22 protein-coding genes are annotated in these 21,110 nt (G+C 49.3%); 5 read left to right on the top strand and 17 right to left on the bottom strand.

The window, feature by feature from the left end; genetic code table 11:
- Positions 1 to 57 precede the first annotated feature (57 nt).
- From FOE74_RS08135 to FOE74_RS08055, 17 genes are all read right to left on the bottom strand, one after another.
- Positions 58 to 378 carry a DUF983 domain-containing protein gene (locus FOE74_RS08135; RefSeq protein ID WP_225840733.1) on the bottom strand — a complete coding sequence of 107 codons (321 nt, stop codon included), beginning with the start codon at positions 376 to 378 and terminating at the stop codon, positions 58 to 60.
- A 66-nt stretch (positions 379 to 444) separates the two neighbouring features.
- Positions 445 to 684, bottom strand: coding sequence for a hypothetical protein (locus FOE74_RS08130; RefSeq protein WP_149098079.1), 240 nt, complete (start codon positions 682 to 684; stop codon positions 445 to 447).
- A gap of 50 nt (positions 685 to 734) precedes the next feature.
- On the bottom strand, positions 735 to 1,283 hold the full coding sequence (locus FOE74_RS08125) for a DUF420 domain-containing protein (protein ID WP_149098078.1): 549 nt from the start codon (positions 1,281 to 1,283) through the stop codon (positions 735 to 737).
- Positions 1,273 to 1,872 carry an SCO family protein gene (locus tag FOE74_RS08120; RefSeq protein ID WP_225840732.1) on the bottom strand — a complete coding sequence of 200 codons (600 nt, stop codon included), beginning with the start codon at positions 1,870 to 1,872 and terminating at the stop codon, positions 1,273 to 1,275. Before FOE74_RS08120 ends, FOE74_RS08125 begins: the two co-directional genes overlap by 11 nt.
- Positions 1,873 to 1,952: 80 nt before the next feature.
- Positions 1,953 to 2,300: a cytochrome C oxidase subunit IV family protein gene (locus FOE74_RS08115; protein WP_149098076.1), complete on the bottom strand. Its 348-nt coding sequence runs from the start codon at positions 2,298 to 2,300 to the stop codon at positions 1,953 to 1,955.
- Between the two features lie 28 nt (positions 2,301 to 2,328).
- The gene (locus FOE74_RS08110; protein ID WP_149098075.1) at positions 2,329 to 3,075 is read right to left on the bottom strand and encodes a cytochrome c oxidase subunit 3; all 747 of its coding nucleotides are present in this window, start codon (positions 3,073 to 3,075) and stop codon (positions 2,329 to 2,331) included.
- A gap of 16 nt (positions 3,076 to 3,091) precedes the next feature.
- Positions 3,092 to 3,679 carry a cytochrome c oxidase subunit 3 gene (locus FOE74_RS08105; RefSeq protein WP_149098074.1) on the bottom strand — a complete coding sequence of 196 codons (588 nt, stop codon included), beginning with the start codon at positions 3,677 to 3,679 and terminating at the stop codon, positions 3,092 to 3,094.
- A gap of 6 nt (positions 3,680 to 3,685) precedes the next feature.
- Positions 3,686 to 4,582 carry a heme o synthase gene (cyoE, locus tag FOE74_RS08100; RefSeq protein ID WP_225840731.1) on the bottom strand — a complete coding sequence of 299 codons (897 nt, stop codon included), beginning with the start codon at positions 4,580 to 4,582 and terminating at the stop codon, positions 3,686 to 3,688.
- Positions 4,583 to 4,590: 8 nt separating this feature from the next.
- Positions 4,591 to 5,670, bottom strand: coding sequence for a COX15/CtaA family protein (locus FOE74_RS08095; protein WP_149098073.1), 1,080 nt, complete (start codon positions 5,668 to 5,670; stop codon positions 4,591 to 4,593).
- Between the two features lie 3 nt (positions 5,671 to 5,673).
- Complete coding sequence (locus tag FOE74_RS08090) at positions 5,674 to 7,506, bottom strand: cytochrome c oxidase subunit I (RefSeq protein WP_149098072.1); 1,833 nt, start codon at positions 7,504 to 7,506, stop codon at positions 5,674 to 5,676.
- Between the two features lie 23 nt (positions 7,507 to 7,529).
- Positions 7,530 to 8,597 carry a cytochrome c oxidase subunit II gene (locus FOE74_RS08085; RefSeq protein WP_188686512.1) on the bottom strand — a complete coding sequence of 356 codons (1,068 nt, stop codon included), beginning with the start codon at positions 8,595 to 8,597 and terminating at the stop codon, positions 7,530 to 7,532.
- 24 nt (positions 8,598 to 8,621) lie between these two features.
- Positions 8,622 to 9,899 carry a quinol:cytochrome C oxidoreductase gene (locus tag FOE74_RS08080; protein ID WP_225840730.1) on the bottom strand — a complete coding sequence of 426 codons (1,278 nt, stop codon included), beginning with the start codon at positions 9,897 to 9,899 and terminating at the stop codon, positions 8,622 to 8,624.
- 21 nt (positions 9,900 to 9,920) lie between these two features.
- The gene (locus FOE74_RS08075; protein WP_225840729.1) at positions 9,921 to 10,505 is read right to left on the bottom strand and encodes a c-type cytochrome; all 585 of its coding nucleotides are present in this window, start codon (positions 10,503 to 10,505) and stop codon (positions 9,921 to 9,923) included.
- A 125-nt stretch (positions 10,506 to 10,630) separates the two neighbouring features.
- Positions 10,631 to 11,155 (bottom strand): DUF3341 domain-containing protein, encoded by a 525-nt coding sequence (locus tag FOE74_RS08070; protein WP_149098070.1) that lies wholly within the window; start codon positions 11,153 to 11,155, stop codon positions 10,631 to 10,633.
- Positions 11,148 to 12,569 (bottom strand): NrfD/PsrC family molybdoenzyme membrane anchor subunit, encoded by a 1,422-nt coding sequence (nrfD, locus tag FOE74_RS08065; protein WP_149098069.1) that lies wholly within the window; start codon positions 12,567 to 12,569, stop codon positions 11,148 to 11,150. The genes FOE74_RS08070 and nrfD overlap by 8 nt, the downstream gene beginning before the upstream one ends.
- 18 nt (positions 12,570 to 12,587) lie before the next feature.
- Positions 12,588 to 15,596 carry a TAT-variant-translocated molybdopterin oxidoreductase gene (locus FOE74_RS08060; RefSeq protein ID WP_149098068.1) on the bottom strand — a complete coding sequence of 1,003 codons (3,009 nt, stop codon included), beginning with the start codon at positions 15,594 to 15,596 and terminating at the stop codon, positions 12,588 to 12,590.
- Positions 15,597 to 15,632: 36 nt separating this feature from the next.
- Positions 15,633 to 16,844: a c-type cytochrome gene (locus FOE74_RS08055; RefSeq protein WP_225840740.1), complete on the bottom strand. Its 1,212-nt coding sequence runs from the start codon at positions 16,842 to 16,844 to the stop codon at positions 15,633 to 15,635.
- 1,236 nt (positions 16,845 to 18,080) lie between these two features.
- On the opposite strand from FOE74_RS08055, the gene rpsF reads away from it, so the two are divergent.
- The 5 genes from rpsF to FOE74_RS08030 all read left to right on the top strand — a co-directional run bounded on the left by rpsF (position 18,081) and on the right by FOE74_RS08030 (position 21,066).
- A complete protein-coding gene (rpsF, locus tag FOE74_RS08050; RefSeq protein WP_149098066.1) occupies positions 18,081 to 18,452 on the top strand; it encodes a 30S ribosomal protein S6 in 372 nt (123 codons plus the stop codon).
- Positions 18,449 to 18,700 carry a 30S ribosomal protein S18 gene (gene rpsR / locus FOE74_RS08045; protein WP_048921044.1) on the top strand — a complete coding sequence of 84 codons (252 nt, stop codon included), beginning with the start codon at positions 18,449 to 18,451 and terminating at the stop codon, positions 18,698 to 18,700. Before rpsF ends, rpsR begins: the two co-directional genes overlap by 4 nt.
- Positions 18,701 to 18,714: 14 nt before the next feature.
- Entirely contained in the window at positions 18,715 to 19,158 is a 444-nt protein-coding gene (rplI, locus tag FOE74_RS08040; protein WP_149098065.1) for a 50S ribosomal protein L9, read from the top strand.
- Between the two features lie 189 nt (positions 19,159 to 19,347).
- Positions 19,348 to 20,037 carry an HAD family hydrolase gene (locus FOE74_RS08035; protein ID WP_149098064.1) on the top strand — a complete coding sequence of 230 codons (690 nt, stop codon included), beginning with the start codon at positions 19,348 to 19,350 and terminating at the stop codon, positions 20,035 to 20,037.
- A gap of 45 nt (positions 20,038 to 20,082) precedes the next feature.
- Positions 20,083 to 21,066 (top strand): GSCFA domain-containing protein, encoded by a 984-nt coding sequence (locus FOE74_RS08030; RefSeq protein ID WP_149098063.1) that lies wholly within the window; start codon positions 20,083 to 20,085, stop codon positions 21,064 to 21,066.
- Positions 21,067 to 21,110 lie beyond the last annotated feature (44 nt).

The following is a 21,110-nucleotide window of genomic DNA, read 5'->3' as shown; positions in this document are numbered from 1 at the left end:
GAAACGGAAGTTTTCTACGGGTACGGGTAGTTGACCCAGGAAGTTGGGGAAGCGCCGCTACCTCCTTCGGAAGCTTGGGTCAAATGAAACGCTGCCGAAGAAATAGAGCATCATGACCCGGGCGTACCGGAACAGCACCGGCGTGAAAACCACAATGACGGAGGCCACTGCCGTCAGGTAAACCCAGGTGGGCGGATCATTGGCCAGGAAATAAAGGGAGATGCCCACCAGAAACACAATCACCACCGAAAGGCCGTAACTCATGTACATGGCGCCCCAGTAAAAGCCCAATTCAATCTCAAACCGGAACCCACACTCTGAGCACTTCTCAGGCATATGGTCAAACTTGTTCAGGTGGAGGGCAGAATACGTGAACATATTGCCCTGGTGGCACCGCGGGCATTTCAACCGGAGACCTGCCTTCAGGTGGTCCAAAGAACCCACTTACTTCCTGCGGCTGTACTTGTACCAGAAGAAGCCCACACACCCTGCTAACACATACGGGATCGCCATCAGGTACAGGATTCCTTTGTTCAGGCCATTGGCAATACTGTCTCCAGATTTGCTGGAAGACTCCACTGAGGCGGTACACATGGCACATTGTGCCTGGCTTGGCTCGGCCTGCAAGGTTAATAACACCACCAGCAGCAAAGCCCCTACCCAAAACATATATTTCTTAGTCATTTTACTAGCCGTTACACTCTTTTAAAGAACACTCTCTACCAGGTAAAGTTTCAACTGTAGTAGGGCGAGATCATCAAATATACCGCTACCCCCGTGATGGCCACATACAGCCACAGCGGAAAGGTCCATCTTGAAACTTTACGGTGCCGCGTAAACTGCCCAGAAATAGCAAAATACACTGAAAGCAACACTAATGGAACGATCACCGCCGCCAGGATAATGTGCGTGATCAGGATAAAATAATAGATAGTTTTGGCAATGCCCTCTCCCCCGAACGAGGTGGGGGCCGCCTGGTAATGGTAGGTGACGTAGGAGATGAGGAAAAAAGAGGATAGCACAAAGGCCGTTACCATGGCAAAGCGGTGCAACCGGGGGTTCTGGCGCTTGATCTGGTAATACCCCACCATGAGAGACAGGGCCGTGAGGGAGTTCAGCACGGCGTGCAGCTTGGGCAGAAAAGAGACATTCAAGTCACCCAGTTTCCCCGTTTGGGGCATGAACATTAAAAAAGCCACCAGAAGTGGCACTATGATAGAGAGAAGGGCAATGATGATAAGGTAACGGGTATCATTGGGGTTACCCAGCTTTTTATTTTCCATGATCCAAATTATACTCTGCTAGGAGCACGTTAATTTCTGTAATCAATCTATCCACCTCTGCCGCATCTGTGCCATCATAAATGCCACGCACCTGCTTTTCCTTGTCTACCAGTACCAGGCGGTTTGATTGCGCCTGGGGTGTTTGCTCGGGCAAGGCACTTTCTGGGAAGGTGAGGCGGTATCCCTGGCTGGCCAATTGGTCAATTTGATCTGATGGCCCGGTCAGGAACACCCATTTCTCAGGTTTGGCGTGGAAACTCTGGGCATACGCCCGAAGGACTTCCGGGGTATCTTCCTGGGGTTTGGTGGTATAGGAGACAATCTTTACATCCGGCTGCAGCCGAAACGCATCCTGGACCCGGCCCAGCTGTGTGCTCATTTGGGTGCAGGGTGCCTGGCAGGCCGTGTAAAAGAAATTGGCCACGTAGATCTTCCCTTCCAAGTTTTTCTGGGAGAATGTGGTGCCGGTGTGGGAGGTGAGCTTGAAATCTGGAACCGTATGATACACGGTATCATATTTCCATTGCCCCGCTACCATGGTAGAATCTACGGTAGCCGGAAAATAAGTTCGGAGTGAAAATCTATTCACTCCGAACATCTTAAGGAATAAAAAGGCCAGTACGGGTAACAATAACAGCGTACCCAGTACCAGCGCCTTTTTTGGACTCATTATTTAAAGTAATTGAAAACCGATTCACCGTAGAAGGTACCTTCTACCAGCAATGCCACCAGTAACCACACCAACAGAACGGTGGGTACCAGAACGGTCCAGATAAGAGACTTCACTTCATGCTTCAAGTGCATGAATTCCCCTACAATGTAGAAGGCTTTGAAAAGAGTCAGGATAATGAAGATGGAGTTCCGAAGGGTGCCTGGGTCCATCATGAAAGCGAAGGCAAATTCCACCGCGGTCAACGCGCAGAGAATGAAGAAAGTTTTCCAGATGCCTTTGGTCTGTGCCTTCGGGATTTCACCGGTGTGGCCAAACTCATCAGTATGGTGTGAATGCGATGCCATGTCTATTCAGTTAAATACTATGGAACAATTAAACAAGGTAGAAGAAGGTAAACACGAATACCCACACTAAGTCTACAAAGTGCCAGTAAAGACCTACTTTCTCCACCATTTCGTAATGCCCTCTTCTGTGGTACACGCCGTTTACGGTGTTAATGAAGATCATGATCAACAGCACTACCCCACTTAATACGTGCGTTCCGTGGAAACCGGTAATGAAGAAGAACAAGTCAGCGAACAAAGGCGGCCCGTATTGGTTTACAATCAAGTTGGCCCCATGCACCACGCTTCCGTCAGGCAGTTTCATGCCTTCCTCGGTTCCGGCAATAAAGTGGCTCCACTCCCATGCCTGGCAACCCAAGAACATAGCCCCAAACAGGATCGTCCACAACAACCACTTCTGAACATCGTTTTTATCCATTCTGTGGCCTGCTTCTACGGCTAATACCATGGTCACAGAAGAAAGGATAAGGATCATGGTCATTAATGCCACAAACGCCAGCGGCCAGTCTACTCCATGAAAACCAGGAAAGGCATTGAACACTTTATCTGGGATAGGCCACCACTCGGTAGAGAAGGTGAACGCATCATGCGTTCCTTCATATGCTTTGTGCCGATGACGAGCTAAACCATAGGTGGTAAGGAAGGCACCAAAGGTGAAGGCATCTGACAAGAGGAAGAACCACATCATCAGTTTACCATAACTAGCCTTCATGGGCTCGTTCCCGCCATCCCAAGTACCAGTATTAGGCTGCTCAAAGGTTGTTGTTTGCGACATATGTGTTAGAGAATTATTAATGATTCAAAACTAGGAATACGTACAAGTAAATCCAAAGGGCTCCTAAGAAGTGCCAGTAAATGTTGCACAATTCTATTCGGGCCAGGTTCTTGGAATGTACCCGGTAGCGGAACGCCGAAATTACTACAATAATTAGAAATATTAGCCCCGTGATTAAGTGAAATGCGTGTACGCCGGTTAAAACGTACAGAAAAGAGCCAGATGGGTTGGCGGTACTGCCCCCAAAGAAGACGTTGTTCTGCACCAGCTCTCCCCAACCTTGCCACTGCCCCGCCAGAAAAGCGAAACCGGCGGCAATGGTCAAGATCAAGGCTATCTTCAGGTTCTTCAGGTTGTCACGCTTGGCAGAAACATACGCCCATTGCATGAACACACTGCTCAGGAACAGCACCACCGTATTGATCAGCAGTACGTTTGGCAGGTCAAACTCCAGCCAGTTCCCTTCTTCCCGGCGCACAATGTAGGCACTGGTGAAGGCCGCAAACATCATCACAATGCTCACGATCATCAGGATAAGCATAAACTTAAGCGGGTTCACCCGCCTTTGCGTAGCTTGTATTTCAGGATTCATCATCATTTCCATCTTCTATTAAAGTCTGTCTACCACAAAAGCAATCTGCACAATAGGTAAGTAAAGAAACGAACCAAACATGATGTTCATGGCTGCCCGCTTAGAGCAGGTATGCATGAGGTAGAAAGTTTGCATTAAAAATAAAACCCCACATACCACGGCTATGAACGCCGAGGTTTTCCCTGCCATCCCGAACTGCATAGGAAGTAACCCTAATGGAATAAGCAGTAACGTATAGATCATGATTTGGATAGCCGTCTTCAAGTTTTTGCCGCCTGCCATGGGCAACATCCTGAACCCGGCTTTCTTGTAATCATCATCCAATACCCAGGCAATGGCCCAGAAATGCGGGAACTGCCAGATAAACTGGATGCCGAATAAAACCCAGGCCTCTACCCCAATGTACCCTGTGCCGGCTACCCAGCCAATGAGCGGTGGTAAACCGCCTGGTATAGCGCCTACAAAAACACAGATAGGCGAGAGTCGCTTTAACGGGGTATAGAAGAACCCATACAACAACAGCGAAAGGAAAGACAAGGCCGCTGCTAACCAGTTAAAATAGAAACCTAATAAGCTTACCCCAGCCAGGCAAAGCAAAACGCAGAAAATGATAGCCTCTTTGACTGAAACAGCACCGGTAGGCAAGGGGCGCTTGGCGGTCCGCTTCATCAATTTATCCAGGTCCTTTTCTAGCACCTGGTTGATAATATTTGCTGAACCAGTCACCAATAAACCGCCTAACATGACAAAAGCGGTATCTAGCCATGAAGCAGAAGGTCTACCCAGAAGGAATCCAATAGCACTGGAAAAAGCTACCGTGGCAGAAAGTCTGAACTTCAAAAGTTGAAAATAAGCAGTCGCTTTACTCATGGCCGATGATGTCTGGGCACTGGATGTTACGTCTTGTACGAACATAAACGTGTTTATGCCACCAATTCGGGTGTAGGTTGATGTGGTCTGTGAGCGTAAGAATAACTAATGAGCAGCAGAAACTGCAGCCCGAACAAAACTGTCCCGAAAAGCAAATGGAGTGGTTGCGCAAATGCCGGCAAGCCGAAATAGGACAACACAATCCCTAAAAGCACTTCTACCGCGATCACCGCCAGAGTAAGCTTTGCCATGATCAGCATCTGCAAATTCCCCAGCTTCTTTACCGCTGCGTAGAGCGCGATATTCAACAATACTAATAAAATAGAGAGCGACCGGTGCAGGTAGAAAGAGGTACCCAATTTCTCAATCCAGGTTTCGCGGTGCAGGTTGCCTAACTCATAGGCCACCAGATCCACATTCTCTCGTACCTGGGTTCCAATAATCACCTGCACAAAGGTAAGGAACAAAGCTCCTCCTACCAGCAGGTAAACCGTACCCGAGCTTTTGGCTATCAATCCATACCAGTTCTGCCGGTCAACCCGCACCACTATGTAAATGAGGAAGGCCACCAACACCAAGGCTAACGCCATGTGCAAGGTCACCATCTCGGGCAACAGGTTGGTAGAGACCACCAAAGATCCCAGCCAACCCTGAAAGCATACCAGAAGGAAAGAAGCGAGGGCACCCCAGAAGATTTTAGGGTCAGATTTGAAAAACGGGAAGGAATACAGAACCGTCAAAAAGATCAACAGTCCAATCACTACGCCCACTAACCTGTTCACGTATTCAATCCAGGTTTTGGTGGCATTGAATTCCGTTTCAATGTATTGAGACGGATGTGCAAAAATCTCCTTGGCCACCTTGGTGAATCCCATCCCTTCCAGGACCTTCCCAACACGCTCGTTTTTCTGAATGCGCTGTTCTTTGTAGACTTCCAGGTAATCTGGTGGCAACTGGCTTAAACTAGTGGGGGGGACCCACGATCCGAAACACTTCGGCCAGTCTGGACACCCCATACCGGAACCCGTGCTACGAACGATCCCCCCTACTAAGATTAAAATGTAAACAGAAGCAATGGTAAGTACTCCTATTCTTTTAAACCTTTTAGAACTAAAAGATTTAGTATTTCTCATTATTTATTCAAAATCTCTCTCGTGCGGCAAGTTAGAAGACTGCGTTTGAGAGAAAGGTACGTTTTGAGGGATAAAGTCTTCAGGGGCACCTGGCTTGCTATAGTCATATGGCCATCTGTACACCACTGGAAGCGGTCCTGGCCAGTTGCCGTGACCTGGGTTCACTGGAGTAGTCCACTCCAGGGTGTTTGACTTCCAAGGGTTCTCGGTGGCTCTTCTGCCTCTGAAAATGCTGTAGAAGAAGTTGAACAGGAAGAAGAACTGCGCCGCAAAAGCGATGATGGCTGCTACGGTGATAAACGTGTTCATGTCCATGAACTTGTTAAAGGTATCAAAGCCAGTCCAGGTGTAGTATCTTCTTGGGAAACCAGCTATACCAATGTAGTGCATCGGCATGAAGATCAGGTACACTCCAATAAAGGTGATCCAGAAGTGCAGGTACCCTAATTTCTCCTCCATCATGCGACCAAACATCTTAGGGAACCAATGGTATACCCCAGCAAACATCCCGAAGAAGGCGGCGCTACCCATTACCAAGTGGAAGTGGGCCACTACGAAGTAGGTATCATGTAATTGGATGTCTAGCGCAGAGTTACCCAGGATAATACCGGTTACCCCACCAGAGATGAACAATGAAACGAAGGCCACAGAGAAAAGCATAGCCGGGGTGAAGTTGATGTTCCCTCTCCACAGGGTGGCGATCCAGTTGAACACCTTTACCGCAGAAGGAACTGCAATGATCAAGGTAAGGAACATGAACACTGATCCAAGGAACGGGTTCATACCAGACACGAACATATGGTGCGCCCAAACCACGAAAGACAATAACGCGATTCCTAACATAGAACCAATCATAGCACGGTAACCAAAAATCGGCTTACGAGCGTTGGTGGCAATGATCTCTGATACAATACCAAAGGTTGGCAGAATCACGATGTATACCTCAGGGTGACCTAAGAACCAGAACAAGTGCTGGAACAAGACAGGGCTACCGCCGGTGTGGGTCAAGGCCTCTCCTGCTACATAGATATCAGAAAGGAAGAAGCTGGTACCAAAAGAACGGTCAAAGATCAACAGTAAAGCGGCAGATAAAAGAACCGGGAAGGCCAACAGACCCAATACGGCAGTCAGGAAGAACGACCAGATGGTCAAAGGCAGTTTGGTCATGGAGAGACCACGGGTTCTCATGTTGATCACGGTGGTGATGTAGTTCACCCCACCCAACAACTGAGACACAATGAACAAGGCCATACTCACCAACCACATGGTCATACCTGCACCGGAACCAGAGATGGCCTGGGGCAAGGCACTAAGCGGTGGATACACCGTCCAACCACCGGCAGCAGGGCCAGTTTCCAGGAAGATGGAATAGAACATGATCACACTGGCAATAAAGAAAAACCAGAAAGACAGCATGTTCATGAACCCAGAGGCCATATCACGGGCCCCAATCTGCAGAGGAATCAGGAAGTTACTGAAGGTACCGCTCAAACCAGCCGTTAACACGAAGAACACCATGATGGTACCGTGCATGGTTACCAAAGCCAGATAGAACTCTGGGTTCAGCTTCCCTCCTTCTACCCATTTGCCCAACAAAGGCTCCAGGAAAGTAAAGGTGGCCTCCGGAAAGCCTAACTGCAACCGGAACAAGCTGGACATGGTACCGCCAATGATTGCCCAGAAAATCCCGGCAAACAGGAACTGCTTCGCAATTATTTTGTGGTCTTGGCTGAAGATGTACTTCTCTATGAAACTCTGATCATGATCATGGTCATCATGATGATCATCGTGCCCTGAATGCACATCTTTATGTAATGAAATATCCGTACTAGACATACAATACTGTTAAGGGATTATTACTATTGTTTTGGAGCAGGTGTGGTAGCACCTGCGGCATCAGTGGTGGAATTCATTGCTACAGCAGCCGTGCTGTCAGCCGGGGCGCCTTGTTGCAACTGAGAAACGAAGGTCTTCTTCTGTTGGGCCTCTACCCACTTCTGATATTCTTCGGGCTCGTCTACAATCATGTTCAACTTCATGGCGAAGTGACCACGTCCGCAAACCTCGGTACAAGCCAACTCATATTGAAAGTTGGCATTGCCTGTCTCAGACTGCATTTCTGCCGTAGTTTTGGTAGGAATAAACCAAAACGTGGTAGGCATACCTGGCACCGCATCCATCTTCACCCGGAAGTGAGGAAGGAACACACTGTGGATCACGTCTCTTGATCTGATCTTCAACAGAACCGGCACTCCTTTTGGCACGTGGAAAGCACTCGGCTCACCAGCAAAGTCGTCCTGGGCGTTCTGGTCAGTCAGGTCCAACCCGAATTCATTGGTGGCGTCAATCAAAGTATGTTTTACCAGACCCAGTTTGTTATCTGCCCCAGGGTAGCGGGTTAGCCAGTTGAACTGCTTGCCCATTACCTCTACCACCACGGCATTGTCTGGCGCAGGGCTGGTGATTTTCGCCCAGGTTTTCCAACCAGAGAATACCAGCAAGGCCATTACCACCGCAGGTATCACGGTCCAGATAATCTCAATCTTGTTGTTGTGCGGGTAGTAGAACGCGCGTTTTCCTTCCTGGTGCTGGTATTTGTAAGAATACAGGAAAAGCAGGATGTGCGTCAATACAAACACAAACCCGATCACCGCCATGGTCAACCAGAACATGCTGTCAATGGCGATCCCGTGCTCAGAAGCAACCGGGAGGATCATGTCATCCTGGGCATCTAGGAAAGACCATACAAACAGGCCTCCCATGATCAGGAAGAAGGCAATAAAAAGAGCGGCATTCACCTTGTTGCTTTTACCAATGTCGGCTCTATAGCTTCCCTTGAAGATAGAAGCCAACACCTGGATTCTGAAGAGAAGGTAAAGGATGACCAGTAAAAGGATGATTGATAGTGCTACAGCAATCGTAATCATTATCCGTGTCTTTAAATGTATGTCTTAAACGTGATGGTGAACACTTTCCTCCACAAACGGATGGTTCACAGGAACCAAAGAGGCTTTGCTCAATTCAGCGGAGAATCTCCACAAGAACAAGCCCAGGAAGGTTAAAGCTGCACCAATTTCAATCAGTCCGAATCCACTCTCACCGCGCATAGTTCCAGGCATGATCATCATGTAGAAGTCAAACCAGTGACCGATCAAGATGGCGATACACACGATCTTCAGCATGATCATTTGTCTTTTCGCGTCTCTTGTCATTAGAACAAGGAAAGGGAAAGCAAAGTTTATTACCAGGTTAAAGAAGAAGATCCAAGTGTAATGGTTGTTGTTTCCTCCCAAACGCTCCTGGAAATAGATAACTTCTTCCGGAATGTTGGCATACCAATAGAGCATGAACTGAGAGAACCAGATATAGGTCCAGAAGATACTGAAACCGAACACGAACTTTCCTAAGTCATGCAAATGGTTTGACGTTACCATCTTCATGTAGCCATTCTGCTTCAGGATGATCACCGTCAAAGTGATGGCCGCTAAGCCAGAAACCCACCAGCTGGCGAACACATACCAACCAAACATGGTACTGAACCAGTGGGTATCAATAGAGAGTACCCAGTCCCAGGCAGACATAGAGGAAGTCACCCCGAAGATCACCAGGAAGGTAGCCCCTAACCTAATGCTTTTGTTGTAGTGGTTTAACCCACCGTTCAAATCCTCTGCCAGGGATTCTCTTCTCATCCACTTGAAGAAAAGGAACCACAGCACAAAGTAGGCAACCATTCTAATCACAAAGAAAGGTGTGTTCAGGTACCCACTTTTCCCTACAATGATAGGGTCATAGTTAGGGTTGCCAAGTTCATGAACAGAATGGTCTGTCCAGTGGAACAAAGTATTGTGGCCAGTAAACAGGATGGGGAGTAAGAACACCAGCAACATGATCACGCCGCCTATTAAGATGTAGCTTCCCATGGCTTCAGGAACGCGTTTGATCAACACAGACCAACCGGCATAGGCTACATATTGAATAGCTACGAACAACACGCCTACTACCGCAATTCCGGTAAAGTACACGTTGTTCATCCATAGGTTTGCCAGCAAACGCTGACTCCAGCCAGCAACGTGGTGGCCAGCGGCTGCCCCGTGCTCTTCTCCATGACCACCGCCGGAAGTCGCAGCAATGATAAGACCAGCTACCAAGAGTACTAACCCAATAGCTATCATGTAGAAGAACCGGGTGGTGGTTCTTTTAGGGATACTAAGTCTTTCTTCAGTTATCATTTCTAATATACCTTTTATAGGTTAGTTACGTGTATCCTTGGTTGGATCTGCCGTAGTACCTGTTACTGGGTTCGTGTTTGTGTCTTTGCTGGCGCCGGCAGGGGCATCAGTGGTCAGGGAGCCAGTATCTGAAGCATCAGCTCCGGTGGCATCTGTGATCCCTTTCTGCAATTGCTGCACATACATGGAGATCTTCCACCGCTCCTCTGGGTTCACCTGAGTTCCGTGCGGCATCATACGTCCACGGCCATTCACAATCACATGGTAAATGTGTCCAACGGGCAATGTAGCGTAACGTCCCTGGGTATAGCTAGGGACCCCTTTGAATTTAGCCGCTACCAGACCATCGCCTAAGCCTGTCTCGCCGTGGCAAGGGGAGCAGAAGCGAAGATAGAGTGTTTTGCCTTCTTCCAGGTTCTGGGTGGTTCTGGCAATCGGGTTCACCAACTCTCTTCCGGCTATTTCAGCACTGTCTTTGGAAATATGGTTGTAAAACCCAAGTTTGCCTCTGGCAATGGTATGCTGCGCAGGAACCCGCATGTTCAACCCACCAGGGTTGATGGCATTCTTGTTGCCAGCCAATTGCTTCAGTGGCTCATAAGACACAGGATAATACATGTCTGGAGCATACTCAGACCCTGGATCCTGATCGTTATTGCCGCAAGAAGCAAGAAGAGCAGATGAGAGAAGAATCAAGGAGGCTTTAGCCCCTGTTCTAAAGAAATTGTTCATTATTTAACTACCTCCTTCTCGTTAACTTCAATGGCCCCGTTTGAACGGAGAAGATCATTCAATATTGATACGTCAGTACCTTCTTTCAACTCAATCGCCATCACGTACTTGTCATCTGTGGAACGGACGTCCATCACCGGAACTTTCATGGTGGGGCGCAAACCGCTGATGATAAAGAAGGTGATCACCATACCGAAGGCCGCAAAAAGAACCGTTAGCTCAAACGTTACGGGTATAAAACTTGGCAGAGCAATGTGGGGCTTACCACCAATGATCATAGGCCAGTCAAAGCCCAGCATGTAGATCTGCATCCACAAGGCGAAAGACGTACCGCACAGTCCGCAGAAGAAAGCCACGATTGGCAATCTGGAACGCTCTATCCCCAAGACATCATCAATGCCGTGAATGGGATAAGGAGAGAATACGTCATAGATTCTGGTTCCTGCCGCGCGCGTCTTTTCAATGGCGTTCAGCAGCACATCCTCGTCGTCAAATACCCCGAGTATATATTTCTTACTAGTCATGTTTGTGGGAGTTTTTAGGTGCTGTGCCGTGCATTGATGCGTCTGGGTTGTGCGTGTGGCTCACGCCGGAAGACGATTTCAGAATGGATTTAACTTCTGCCATGTTCACTACCGGGAAGAATTTGGCAAACAGCAGGAACAGCGTGAAGAACAGACCAATGGTTCCTACATACACGCCCACGTCAATGGAAGTTGGGGAGAACATCACCCAGCTAGACGGAAGGAAGTCACGGTGCAGGGAAGTCACAATGATTACGAAACGCTCAAACCACATCCCAATGTTTACGAAGATGGAGATGATGAACGTAGCGGTCAGGCTACGGCGGATAGAGCGGAACCAGAATAACTGCGGCGTAATCACGTTACAAGTCATCATGGACCAGTAAGCCCACCAGTAAGGACCAGTAGCCCTGTTAATGAAGGCGTACTGCTCATACTCCACTCCTGAATACCAGGCAATGAAGAACTCAGTGATGTAGGCCACACCCACAATAGAACCTGTCAAAGTGATTACTTTGTTCATGGATTCCACGTGCTCCAGGGTGATGTAATCTTCCAACCTGAACACCTTACGGGTAATGATCATCAGGGTCAATACCATGGCAAAGCCAGAGAAGATCGCACCTGCCACAAAGTAAGGCGGGAAGATAGTCGTGTGCCAACCAGGAATCACAGAGGTGGCAAAGTCCATGGATACAATGGTGTGAACCGAAAGTACCAGAGGCGTTGCCAAACCAGCCAGAATCAAGGAAACGGTCTCATAACGTGACCAGTGTTTGGCAGAACCCGTCCAGTTCATGCTCAACAAAGCGTAGGCTCTGCGGGCGATAGGTCCTGTGGCTCTGTCACGGATGGTGGCAAAGTCAGGAATTAAACCAATGTACCAGAACACCAGAGATACGGAGAAGTACGTACTGATCGCAAACACGTCCCAGAGAAGCGGGGAGTTGAAGTTCACCCACAGGGAACCAAACGTGTTAGGAAGCGGCAATACCCAATAGGCCAACCAAGGACGGCCCATGTGCAGTACCGGGAACATGGCCGCACAGATTACCGCGAAGATGGTCATCGCCTCTGCGGCGCGGTTGATAGAAGTTCTCCATTTCTGGCGGAACAACAACAAGATGGCGGAGATCAGGGTACCGGCGTGGCCGATACCTACCCACCATACGAAGTTGGTGATATCCCAAGCCCAACCTACGGTCTTGTTCAAGCCCCACTCCCCTATACCAAACCAAAGGGTACGGTACACAGAGTAAATAAAGATGCCTAGAAAAACCAGAGAAACCCCCAGGGCCATCATCCAGCGCACATTCGGCTTGGCTTCCACCTGCCGACATACGTCTTCCGTGATGTCTGCATAAGTTTTACCCCCAGTTACTAAGGGCTCTCTTATTGGAGATACGTGCTGCATATATCTTTTTGTGTTAAATTAAGCTTGGTTTCTGATTTTAGTTAAGTACGTCACGTTTGGCTGAGTATTCAACTCTTCCAGCACGTGGAACGCACGCTCGCCTTGCTCGCGCTTCAGGATCTGAGAGATCTGGCTGTTTTGGTCCAGCATATCCCCGAAGATGATGGCGTTGGTAGGGCAAGACTGAGCACAGGCAGTGACAATCTCTCCATCTACCGGACGACGGCTTTCTTTCTTAGCTTCCAGTTTACCGTATTGGATACGCTGTACGCAGAAAGAGCATTTCTCCATTACCCCACGTGAACGCACGGTAACATCTGGGTTCAACACCATCTTGCCAAGGTCGTTGTTCATCTGGTAGTCGAACTTCTCGTTGTTGGCATAGTTGAACCAGTTAAAGCGACGCACTTTATACGGGCAGTTGTTGGCGCAATACCGGGTACCTACGCAACGGTTGTACACCATTTGGTTCAGACCCTCTGTACTGTGCATGGTGGCAGCCACCGGACACACTGTCTCACATGGAGCGTGGTTACAGTGCTGGCAAAGCATTGGTTGGAAGATCACGTTCGGGTTCTCAGATGGGTTCTCCATCTTCTCGAAACCACCGTCTTCACGGGTTGCATCAGTACTGTAGTAGCGGTCAATCCGCAACCAGTGCATTTCACGGCGGTTCAACACCTCCTGCTTACCTACTACCGCAACGTTGTTCTCTACCTGGCAGCTGATGGTACAAGTACCGCAACCAATACAAGAGTTCAGGTCAATGACCATACCCCAGTGGTGGTTCTTGTACTCAAAATCCTGCCATAAAGATACTTTCTGCGGTTTCTGAGGACCATCTGGCGTGGCAATCCGGATATACTCCGTCACACTCTTTGGATCTTTCTTGTAGTTGGCCAGGGTATTTTCCTGTACTACAATACGGCCCATTACTGTGTGGTGCGTCTGCGTCTGGGCAATTGGCTTATCACCGCCTGCTTTGGCAACTGTTACTGTATTGGCATACACCAAAGAATCACCTGCTACAGACACCAAAGGATACACGTTGGCTCCTACGTTGTTGGCGGCAAGTCCGGCATGGGTACGGCCGTAACCAATGGCAATGCCTACGGTACCTTTTGCCTGACCTGGCTGAATCAAGGCTGGTAACTCTACTGATTTACCTTTGGCGGTCACGCGTAAGATGTCATTCTGCTCTACTCCCAACTCCTTGGCCATGGCACTGGAGATGGTCACGTAGTTATCCCACGTAGCCTTGGTGGTTGGATCAGACATCTCTTGTAACCAAGGGTTGTTGGCATGGATACCTGACCCAATGGCTACTTTCTCATAGATAGCTAACTCAACATTATTTCCGGCCGTACGGCTGGTATTGTTGATGCTTACTGCCGCGGCAGCTAAGGTTAATGGAGCAGCAGGAGCGGTTGGCTCATTGGCACCGGTTGTACCAGTGGCTACCCCATCGTGTACTACTTTATCCCAGGCAGCCCCACCTCCTACAATACCAGACCAGGTACGCTGGATCACGGTGTAGAAATCTGAAGTTGAGCCTGTCCATTTCAGTAAGGAATCCTGGGCTTGTCTTGTGTTGAAGATAGGCGAGATGGTAGGCTGAGCCAATCCTAAGAAGCCTCTCTTCGGCTCAAAGTCATTCCAAGACTCCAGGAAGTGGCTGTCTGGGCAGATATAGTCTACATGGGCGGCTGTCTCATCTTCTCTGTCTGAGAAAGAGATTTTAACCCCTACTTTCTTCAGGCCGTTCACCACTTGCTGGCTCAACGGATGATCATAAACAGGGTTAGCTCCGTAGAAGATCACGGCACCAACTGCGCCGTTGTTCATGTCATTGATCAGGCGCAGCATGCGGGCATCATCTCCCTGGCGCACAAATGAAGGAGCGGCCGTGTTGATGGTGGTTCCGGCAGCACCTAAAGCAGTGTTGATAGCCGTCACCAACGTCTGTACCGCAGGATCATTTGAATCTGACACTACCAAGGCAGCGCCACGGCTGGCCAACAATTCTTTTGCAGCGGTGTCAATTTGCTTCGCGTAGGCAGTAGTGGGAGCCTGAATGGCAGCACCACCCGTTCCGCCTGCCACTCTGTTATAAAGAGCAGCTACTACTGCACCGTATTCAGATGGTTTCACCGGAACCCGTACGTCAGCGTTAGCACCTGTCAAAGACAGGAAGCTCTCAAACTGGAAGTGACGGGACATGGTTGGCTTGTCTGCCGTCACCTTACGGTTCACTATGTATTGTTTTGAGTATTCTACCGGAGAAATCCAGGAACCCAGGAAGTCTGCCCCAATAGAGACAATGACTCTGGCCTTGCTGAAATCATACCCAGGTACTACACCTCCGTTCGCTCGTAATAAAGCAGAAGAAGAGTTGGCGTCATAGGTTACGTGCTCAAAAGCCGGGAACTGGGCACCGAACTCGCGGATCACGGTTTTAGTGCTAGGGCTGATGATGGTATTAGATACCAACACCACTCTTCCCTGCACGCCGGTCAGGCGGGTACGGATTTCCTGGTCGATTTTCTCCCAGGTAGCGGGTTGTTTTTTGGCAACCGGTCCTTTGAGGCGGTTGTTGTCATACAGGCTCAGCAACGACGCCTGTGAACGGGCGTGCGTGGCTCCTTGGGTGATTGGGGAAAGGTTGTTTCCTTCAATCTTGATAGGACGGCCTTCCCGGGTCTTCACCAACACAGGGTTGTAGAAATCGCCCATGAAATAAGTAGAGGCGTACCAGTTAGGAATACCTGGCTCTACTTCTTCTGGCTTGTTCAGGTAAGGGATTGCTTTTCTTACCGGGGCCTCACAGGAGGCCAGCGTTGCCGCAGCTACCCCAAAACCCAGCAATTTTAAGAAATCTCTTCTTGGAGCAACAGTGGCAGAGGATGCCTCTCCGTTAGCTTCACTTACTGGCAGGAACTCAGGAAACTCGTTATGAGCATGCTTCTGGAATTCCGGAGTATTTTCTAACTCCTCTACCCCTCTCCAGTATTTAATTGTTTCTTGCATATATCTCAAAAACTCAAATTCAGGATATGGAATTGATTAGTAATGGCACTTTGAACATTCTGTACCACCATTTGACGCTACAATGAACGCGCCTTTTGATTGCTTCTCATGCAACTTCACTAAGTTGTCATAATAAGCATTGCCTTCGGTGTTAAGAGGGGTATTCCGGTGGCAATCAATACACCAGCCCATGGTGAGCGGAGAGTACTGGGCCACTACTTCCATGGTCTCAATAGGACCGTGACACGTCTGGCACTCTACCCCGCCCACTTTGGTGTGCTGTGAGTGGTTGAAATAAGCCAGGTCAGGCAAGTTGTGTACCCGCACCCACTCAATTGGCTTGTTGTTTTCAATGGCACGGTAGATCTTCTGAATCTCTGGAGACTCTTTCTTGATCTGGCTGTGGCAGTTCATACAGATGTTAGCCGAAGGAATGTTGGCGCTGGCACTCTTATATACTGAAGTGTGGCAGTAGTTACAGTTGATCTGGTGGTCACCAGCGTGCAGTTTGTGCGAGAAAGCGATAGGCTGTCTTGGAGCATACCCCTGCTGGATACCAATCCCCATCACTTTATCTATGGAGATATCCACCAACACCACTACAAAGATTAACCCTACAATAATGCGTACGGCCTTTGACTTGTAGATATTGGCAAAGTTGGTGCGGCGCTCCAGCAACTCCTGCTCGGCTCCGGTCAAGTCACCTTTACCTTTAAGGTAGTTTTTAAGAACTGAAGCAATAATGATCAGCGTGATCACCAATACTAACAGCACCACCACCAATACTACCAAGAGCAAATCAATGGTGTTACCAATACCGGCTCCTATGGCATCAGTACCCACGTTTTGACCTGGTGCAGTATCAGGGCCTCCAGAAGGGGCAGCAGCGGTCTGAGGCTTGGCACTTTCGCTAGCCATGTAAGCGATGAGCGCTTTCAACTCATCATCTGAGAAGGCGAAAGAGGGCATCTGCTGTTTTGAGTATTCATTGAATACCGCCACCGCATCTTTGTCTCCACTTTGGATCAGGGCGCTGGAGTTTTTGATCCATTTCATCAACCAGGCTTCTGATCTTCTCTTGTGAACATCCTGGAGGCCGGGACCTACCACAACGTCCGTACCCACTGAGTGACACTGAACGCAGTTGTTTTTAAACAGGGTGCTTCCGGCGTCAATAACGCCTGCGTCAGCACCACCTCCGGCGGCTGCCGGAGCAGCAGAGCCTGGAGTTACACCTGCCGTCCCAATCTCAGCCTGCTCTGGCGCCTGTGCAAACGCACTTGAAAAGACGAAGAAGATGAAGAGAAAAGGGAGTAGGAAAGTGTATTTTGCTCTCTTTTTACAGCTAATCATAGCTTAATTGTAGTGTTAAGAAAAGTGAAAGTACATTACGGGCACAAATCTACTACCCCAAGACCATTAATCAAACTTAATATTCCTTATTTTTAGGCTATATAGAAGCCTCTCTTAACTCCTTGTTTAGAGAGGCATAAGGCCTTTAACAGGCTGTTTTAGCCCTATTTAGAACCTTTATAAATTAAACCCTGGTTTTCCTCACCCCCTGCCCAAAGGGCTTCTGCCTATACCCTCTTCGGGAGCAATAAGTTCTGAGAGATGGCATTTTGATATCTACAAAACACAATTAAACACTCGAAAATATCCTAATTAGTATTTATTCTGCCTTAGAACGAGGGTTAATACGGAGTTGCGTTTCAATCGCGGGCTTTTTTAGCTTATGTCACCTTAACAGAAACCAATTTTACCTTTGGTTTCTTGGGTCTGTTAATCTTCACCCCTTTAAATTCTTCTAAAAAAAGGAAAACAGAGTAGTTTCTCCCCTCCGGTTCCCGTTCAACAAGCTCATCTACCTCCTCCATTCTCAGACGTGCGCCTTTCTCCCTAGTCTTTCAGGTGTCGGCTCTTGCCTGAAGCAGTTTGTTGTCCGCTGTTCCTCTTTCTTGATGGACCGACCAATGGCGCTCATCAAAAGGGGTGCCGTCCAATAGGTGCTTGAGCAGAATCTACCAGGAAGCCAATAGCCAATAGAAGGAAGTTGCCTCCTTGTTCTTTAGATGGACTCCTTATATATAAAGGGAACACCTACCTCATTTGGCCCTCTCCATATTATATTTCATATGACCAGCCCAAGCAGGAGGAGTTCTCACAACCCTCAATAGATGATAATCCCTACCTCCACTCCTCCCTTGCAGCAACCTTCTTCCCGGCACTAGGGTGGTTGTACGGGGCAAACCCGTTTCTTCCCTGATTTTACCAAACCAGGCCAGAATCCTTTGTAGGCGAGAATTCAACCACAGACGCAAACCCAAATACTAGAAAGACAAAGGTCGCATACGCCCCAGGCATCATCCCGGAAAGGCATCAGGGGAACATGGCCTCTGTGCCTGCACTTTATCTTTGAAGATGCTTGGTTTCTGTCAGAAATCGCTCTACCTTTGCCCCTTCGAACCAAAATCATTTTTTCAAATGACTTTAAAAAATTACGAAGTACTCTACATCATGACCCCGTTGCTGAACGAGGCTCAGATGACAGAGACGGTCGAGAAGTTCAGACAGGTGCTTAAGGAAAATGGCGCCGACATTATTCATGAGGAGAACTGGGGCCTAAAAAAACTGGCGTACCCAATCCAGAAGAAAAACACTGGTTTCTACCACCTCGTGGAGTTCCAAGGACCTTCTACCATTGTAGATGCCTTAGAACTTGCTTTCCGTCGCGATGAGAAAATCATCCGCTTTTTGACCACTGCCCTGGATAAGCACGCTGTTGCTTACAACGAGCGCCGCAGAAACGGTGAATTCAAATCATCTAAAAAAGAGAAGGAGGCCCAAGCGTCATGAGTTTAGTTAACGAGAAAATCCACAAGCAAGACACGCGCAAGAAATACTGCCGTTTCAAGAAAAACGGAATCCAGTACATTGATTACAAAGATGGTAACTTCTTATTGAAGTTCGTGAACGAGCAAGGCAAGCTGTTGCCCCGTCGTTTAACTGGAACCAGCTTGAAGTTCCAGCGTCGTGTATCTCAGGCGGTTGCCAGAGCACGCCACTTGGCTATTTTGCCTTACGTAACGGATTCTTTAAAATAAGGAGGTAAAACAAGATGGAAGTTATTCTGAAAGATGACGTGAAAGGCGTTGGCTATAAAAACGATATCGTTTCTGTAAAGCCAGGTTTTGGCCGTAACTACTTGATCCCGCAAGGCTTAGCTGAAATGGCTACCCCTTCTGCCCGTAAAGTAGTGGCTGAGAACACCCGCCAGGCAGCCCACAAAGCTGAGAAAATCCAAAAAGATGCCCAGGAATTAGCCAACCGTATTGGTGACACCTTGTTAGAGATCCCTGCCAAAGCAGGTGAGAGCGGCAAGATCTTCGGTGCCGTGACTACCTTGCAGGTATCTGAGGCTCTGAAAGCCCTGGGTTATGAAGTAGACCGCAAGCGCATCGACTTTGACCAAGAGGTGAAGTCTTTGGGTGAGTACACCGCTACGATCAACCTACACAAAGAAGTGAAGCACCAAGTGCGTTTCAACGTGGTGGCTGCTTAAGCAGTACAACACACTCCTTTTTAAATGTCCTGCCGTACCCCGGCAGGACATTTTGTTTTTAGGGTAGAACCAGCATTTCCCTTTCCCTTAGGTTCCTGCCTCCCTTTTCCGCCTCTTTTCAAGAAAGAACCCTTAAAACAAATGCGGCAGCGGCGGAGTATGCGGTAATTCACACCTTGATTCTATTCTATGGTTCCTTTTCCAATTGTCATCTTTGATTTTGACGGTACGTTGTGCGCCACAGAAGAAGCCATTCTCTACACGTTCCAGAAGTTGTTTGAGGAGAAGGCCCTGCCCCCTCCCACTCCAGAAACCATCAAACAGGCGGTAGGCACGGGCGGTAATATCTCAGAACTGTTGCCCCAGCTCCACCCGCCCCTGCAAGGATCACAGAACGAAGGTGAACTAAGGGACTGGGGCCTTCATTACCGCCGCCTCTATGACACCGAGGGCGGCCAACTCACCACCCTGTTCCCAGGCGCGGAAGACCTGCTGGCCCAGCTCAAAGTGCAGCAGGTCACCTGCGTGGTCATCAGCAACAAAGGCCAACGGGCCATAGAAGACGCCTTGGACCGGTTTAACCTGCGTCAGCACTTTGCCCTGGTCTTGGGCGATAATCCGGAGCACCCGCTCCAGAAGAAACCCCACCCCATGGCGTATGAACAGGTCATTCAACCCCGCTATCCTGAGGTACCGGCTTCAAGGGTACTCATGGTGGGCGACACCGACGCCGACCTGCAGTTCGCCAATAATGCCGGCCTTGTTTCTTGTTGGGCCGCCTACGGGTATGGCGCTGAAGCGGCCTGCCTGGCCGCAGAACCCCGGTTTACCATCCATTCCCTGGCAGATTTATACCCTATTTTAACCAAAGAGGCGTAAAAGAGATTTTAGTACCTTCACCCTCCGCTCACCGTTTATCTGCCTATGCCGTTCCGCACTGAAGTCACCGTTCCTATCGCGCCCATCCGGTTTTCCCGCACCAAAGGCATCTTCACCATGGGCTCCTGCTTTGCGGAGGTCATGGGCCGGAGGCTGCAGGAGGCCAAAGCGCAGGTCCTGGTCAACCCGTTCGGCACCATCTTCAACCCCTTGTCGCTGCACAAGCTGCTGCGGGCAGCCATCACCCAAGACACCCACGACCTGGCGGCGGGGCTGGTGGAGCAGAACGGCATCTGGTACCATTATGATTTCCATTCCTCCTTTTCCCACGCAGAGCCAGAGGAATTGGTGCGGCAGCTACAGGTGCAGTTGGAAAAGGCCCGCGTTTTCTTAGGCCAGACCCAGGCTTTGCTGCTCACCTGGGGAACCGCCTATGTCTATGCCCGAAACGACACCGGAAGTTTCGTGGCCAATTGCCACAAAATACCCCAGAAAGCCTTTACCAAGCGCCTGCTCTCGCTGGACGAACTGGTCCAGGATACCCGGCAAACCTTGCACCTCCTGCAGCAGCATTACCCCAGCCTACAGGTCATTCTTACGGTAAGCCCGGTTCGGCACCTGAAAGATACCCTGCCCCTGAATGCTGTGAGCAAAAGCCTGCTGCGGGTGGCGGCTCATCAGGCCATGGAAAGCCATCCGCAGATCACCTACTTCCCCGCCTACGAGATCCTGCTGGATGACCTGCGGGACTACCGGTTCTACGCCAATGATCTGCTGCACCCCTCAGAGATGGCCGAGGATTACATCTGGGAAAAATTCATCCAGGCCTACGCAGACCCCGCCTTCACCCACTTCCTGGGCCGCTGGCAGGAGATCAGGCGGGAACTGGCCCACAAACCGTTCCACCCCCACAGCCAGGGCCACCAACAGTTCCTGCAGAAACTCCTGCAGAAGCTTCAGGCTTTGTCTCTGGAGGCAGACATGCAAACTGAGATTGCCACCGTTCAGCGCCAGTTGCGTATAGACTGATGCTGTTTCAGGCTCTTTTTGCAGAAAGAAGGCGAAAACAGTGT

This window comes from Rufibacter glacialis (genome assembly GCF_008271745.1).
GTDB classification, from domain to species: Bacteria; Bacteroidota; Bacteroidia; order Cytophagales; family Hymenobacteraceae; genus Nibribacter; species Nibribacter glacialis.
The sequence above is the reverse complement of the archived record's forward strand: the minus strand, read 5'-3'. Positions and strand labels throughout refer to the sequence as shown.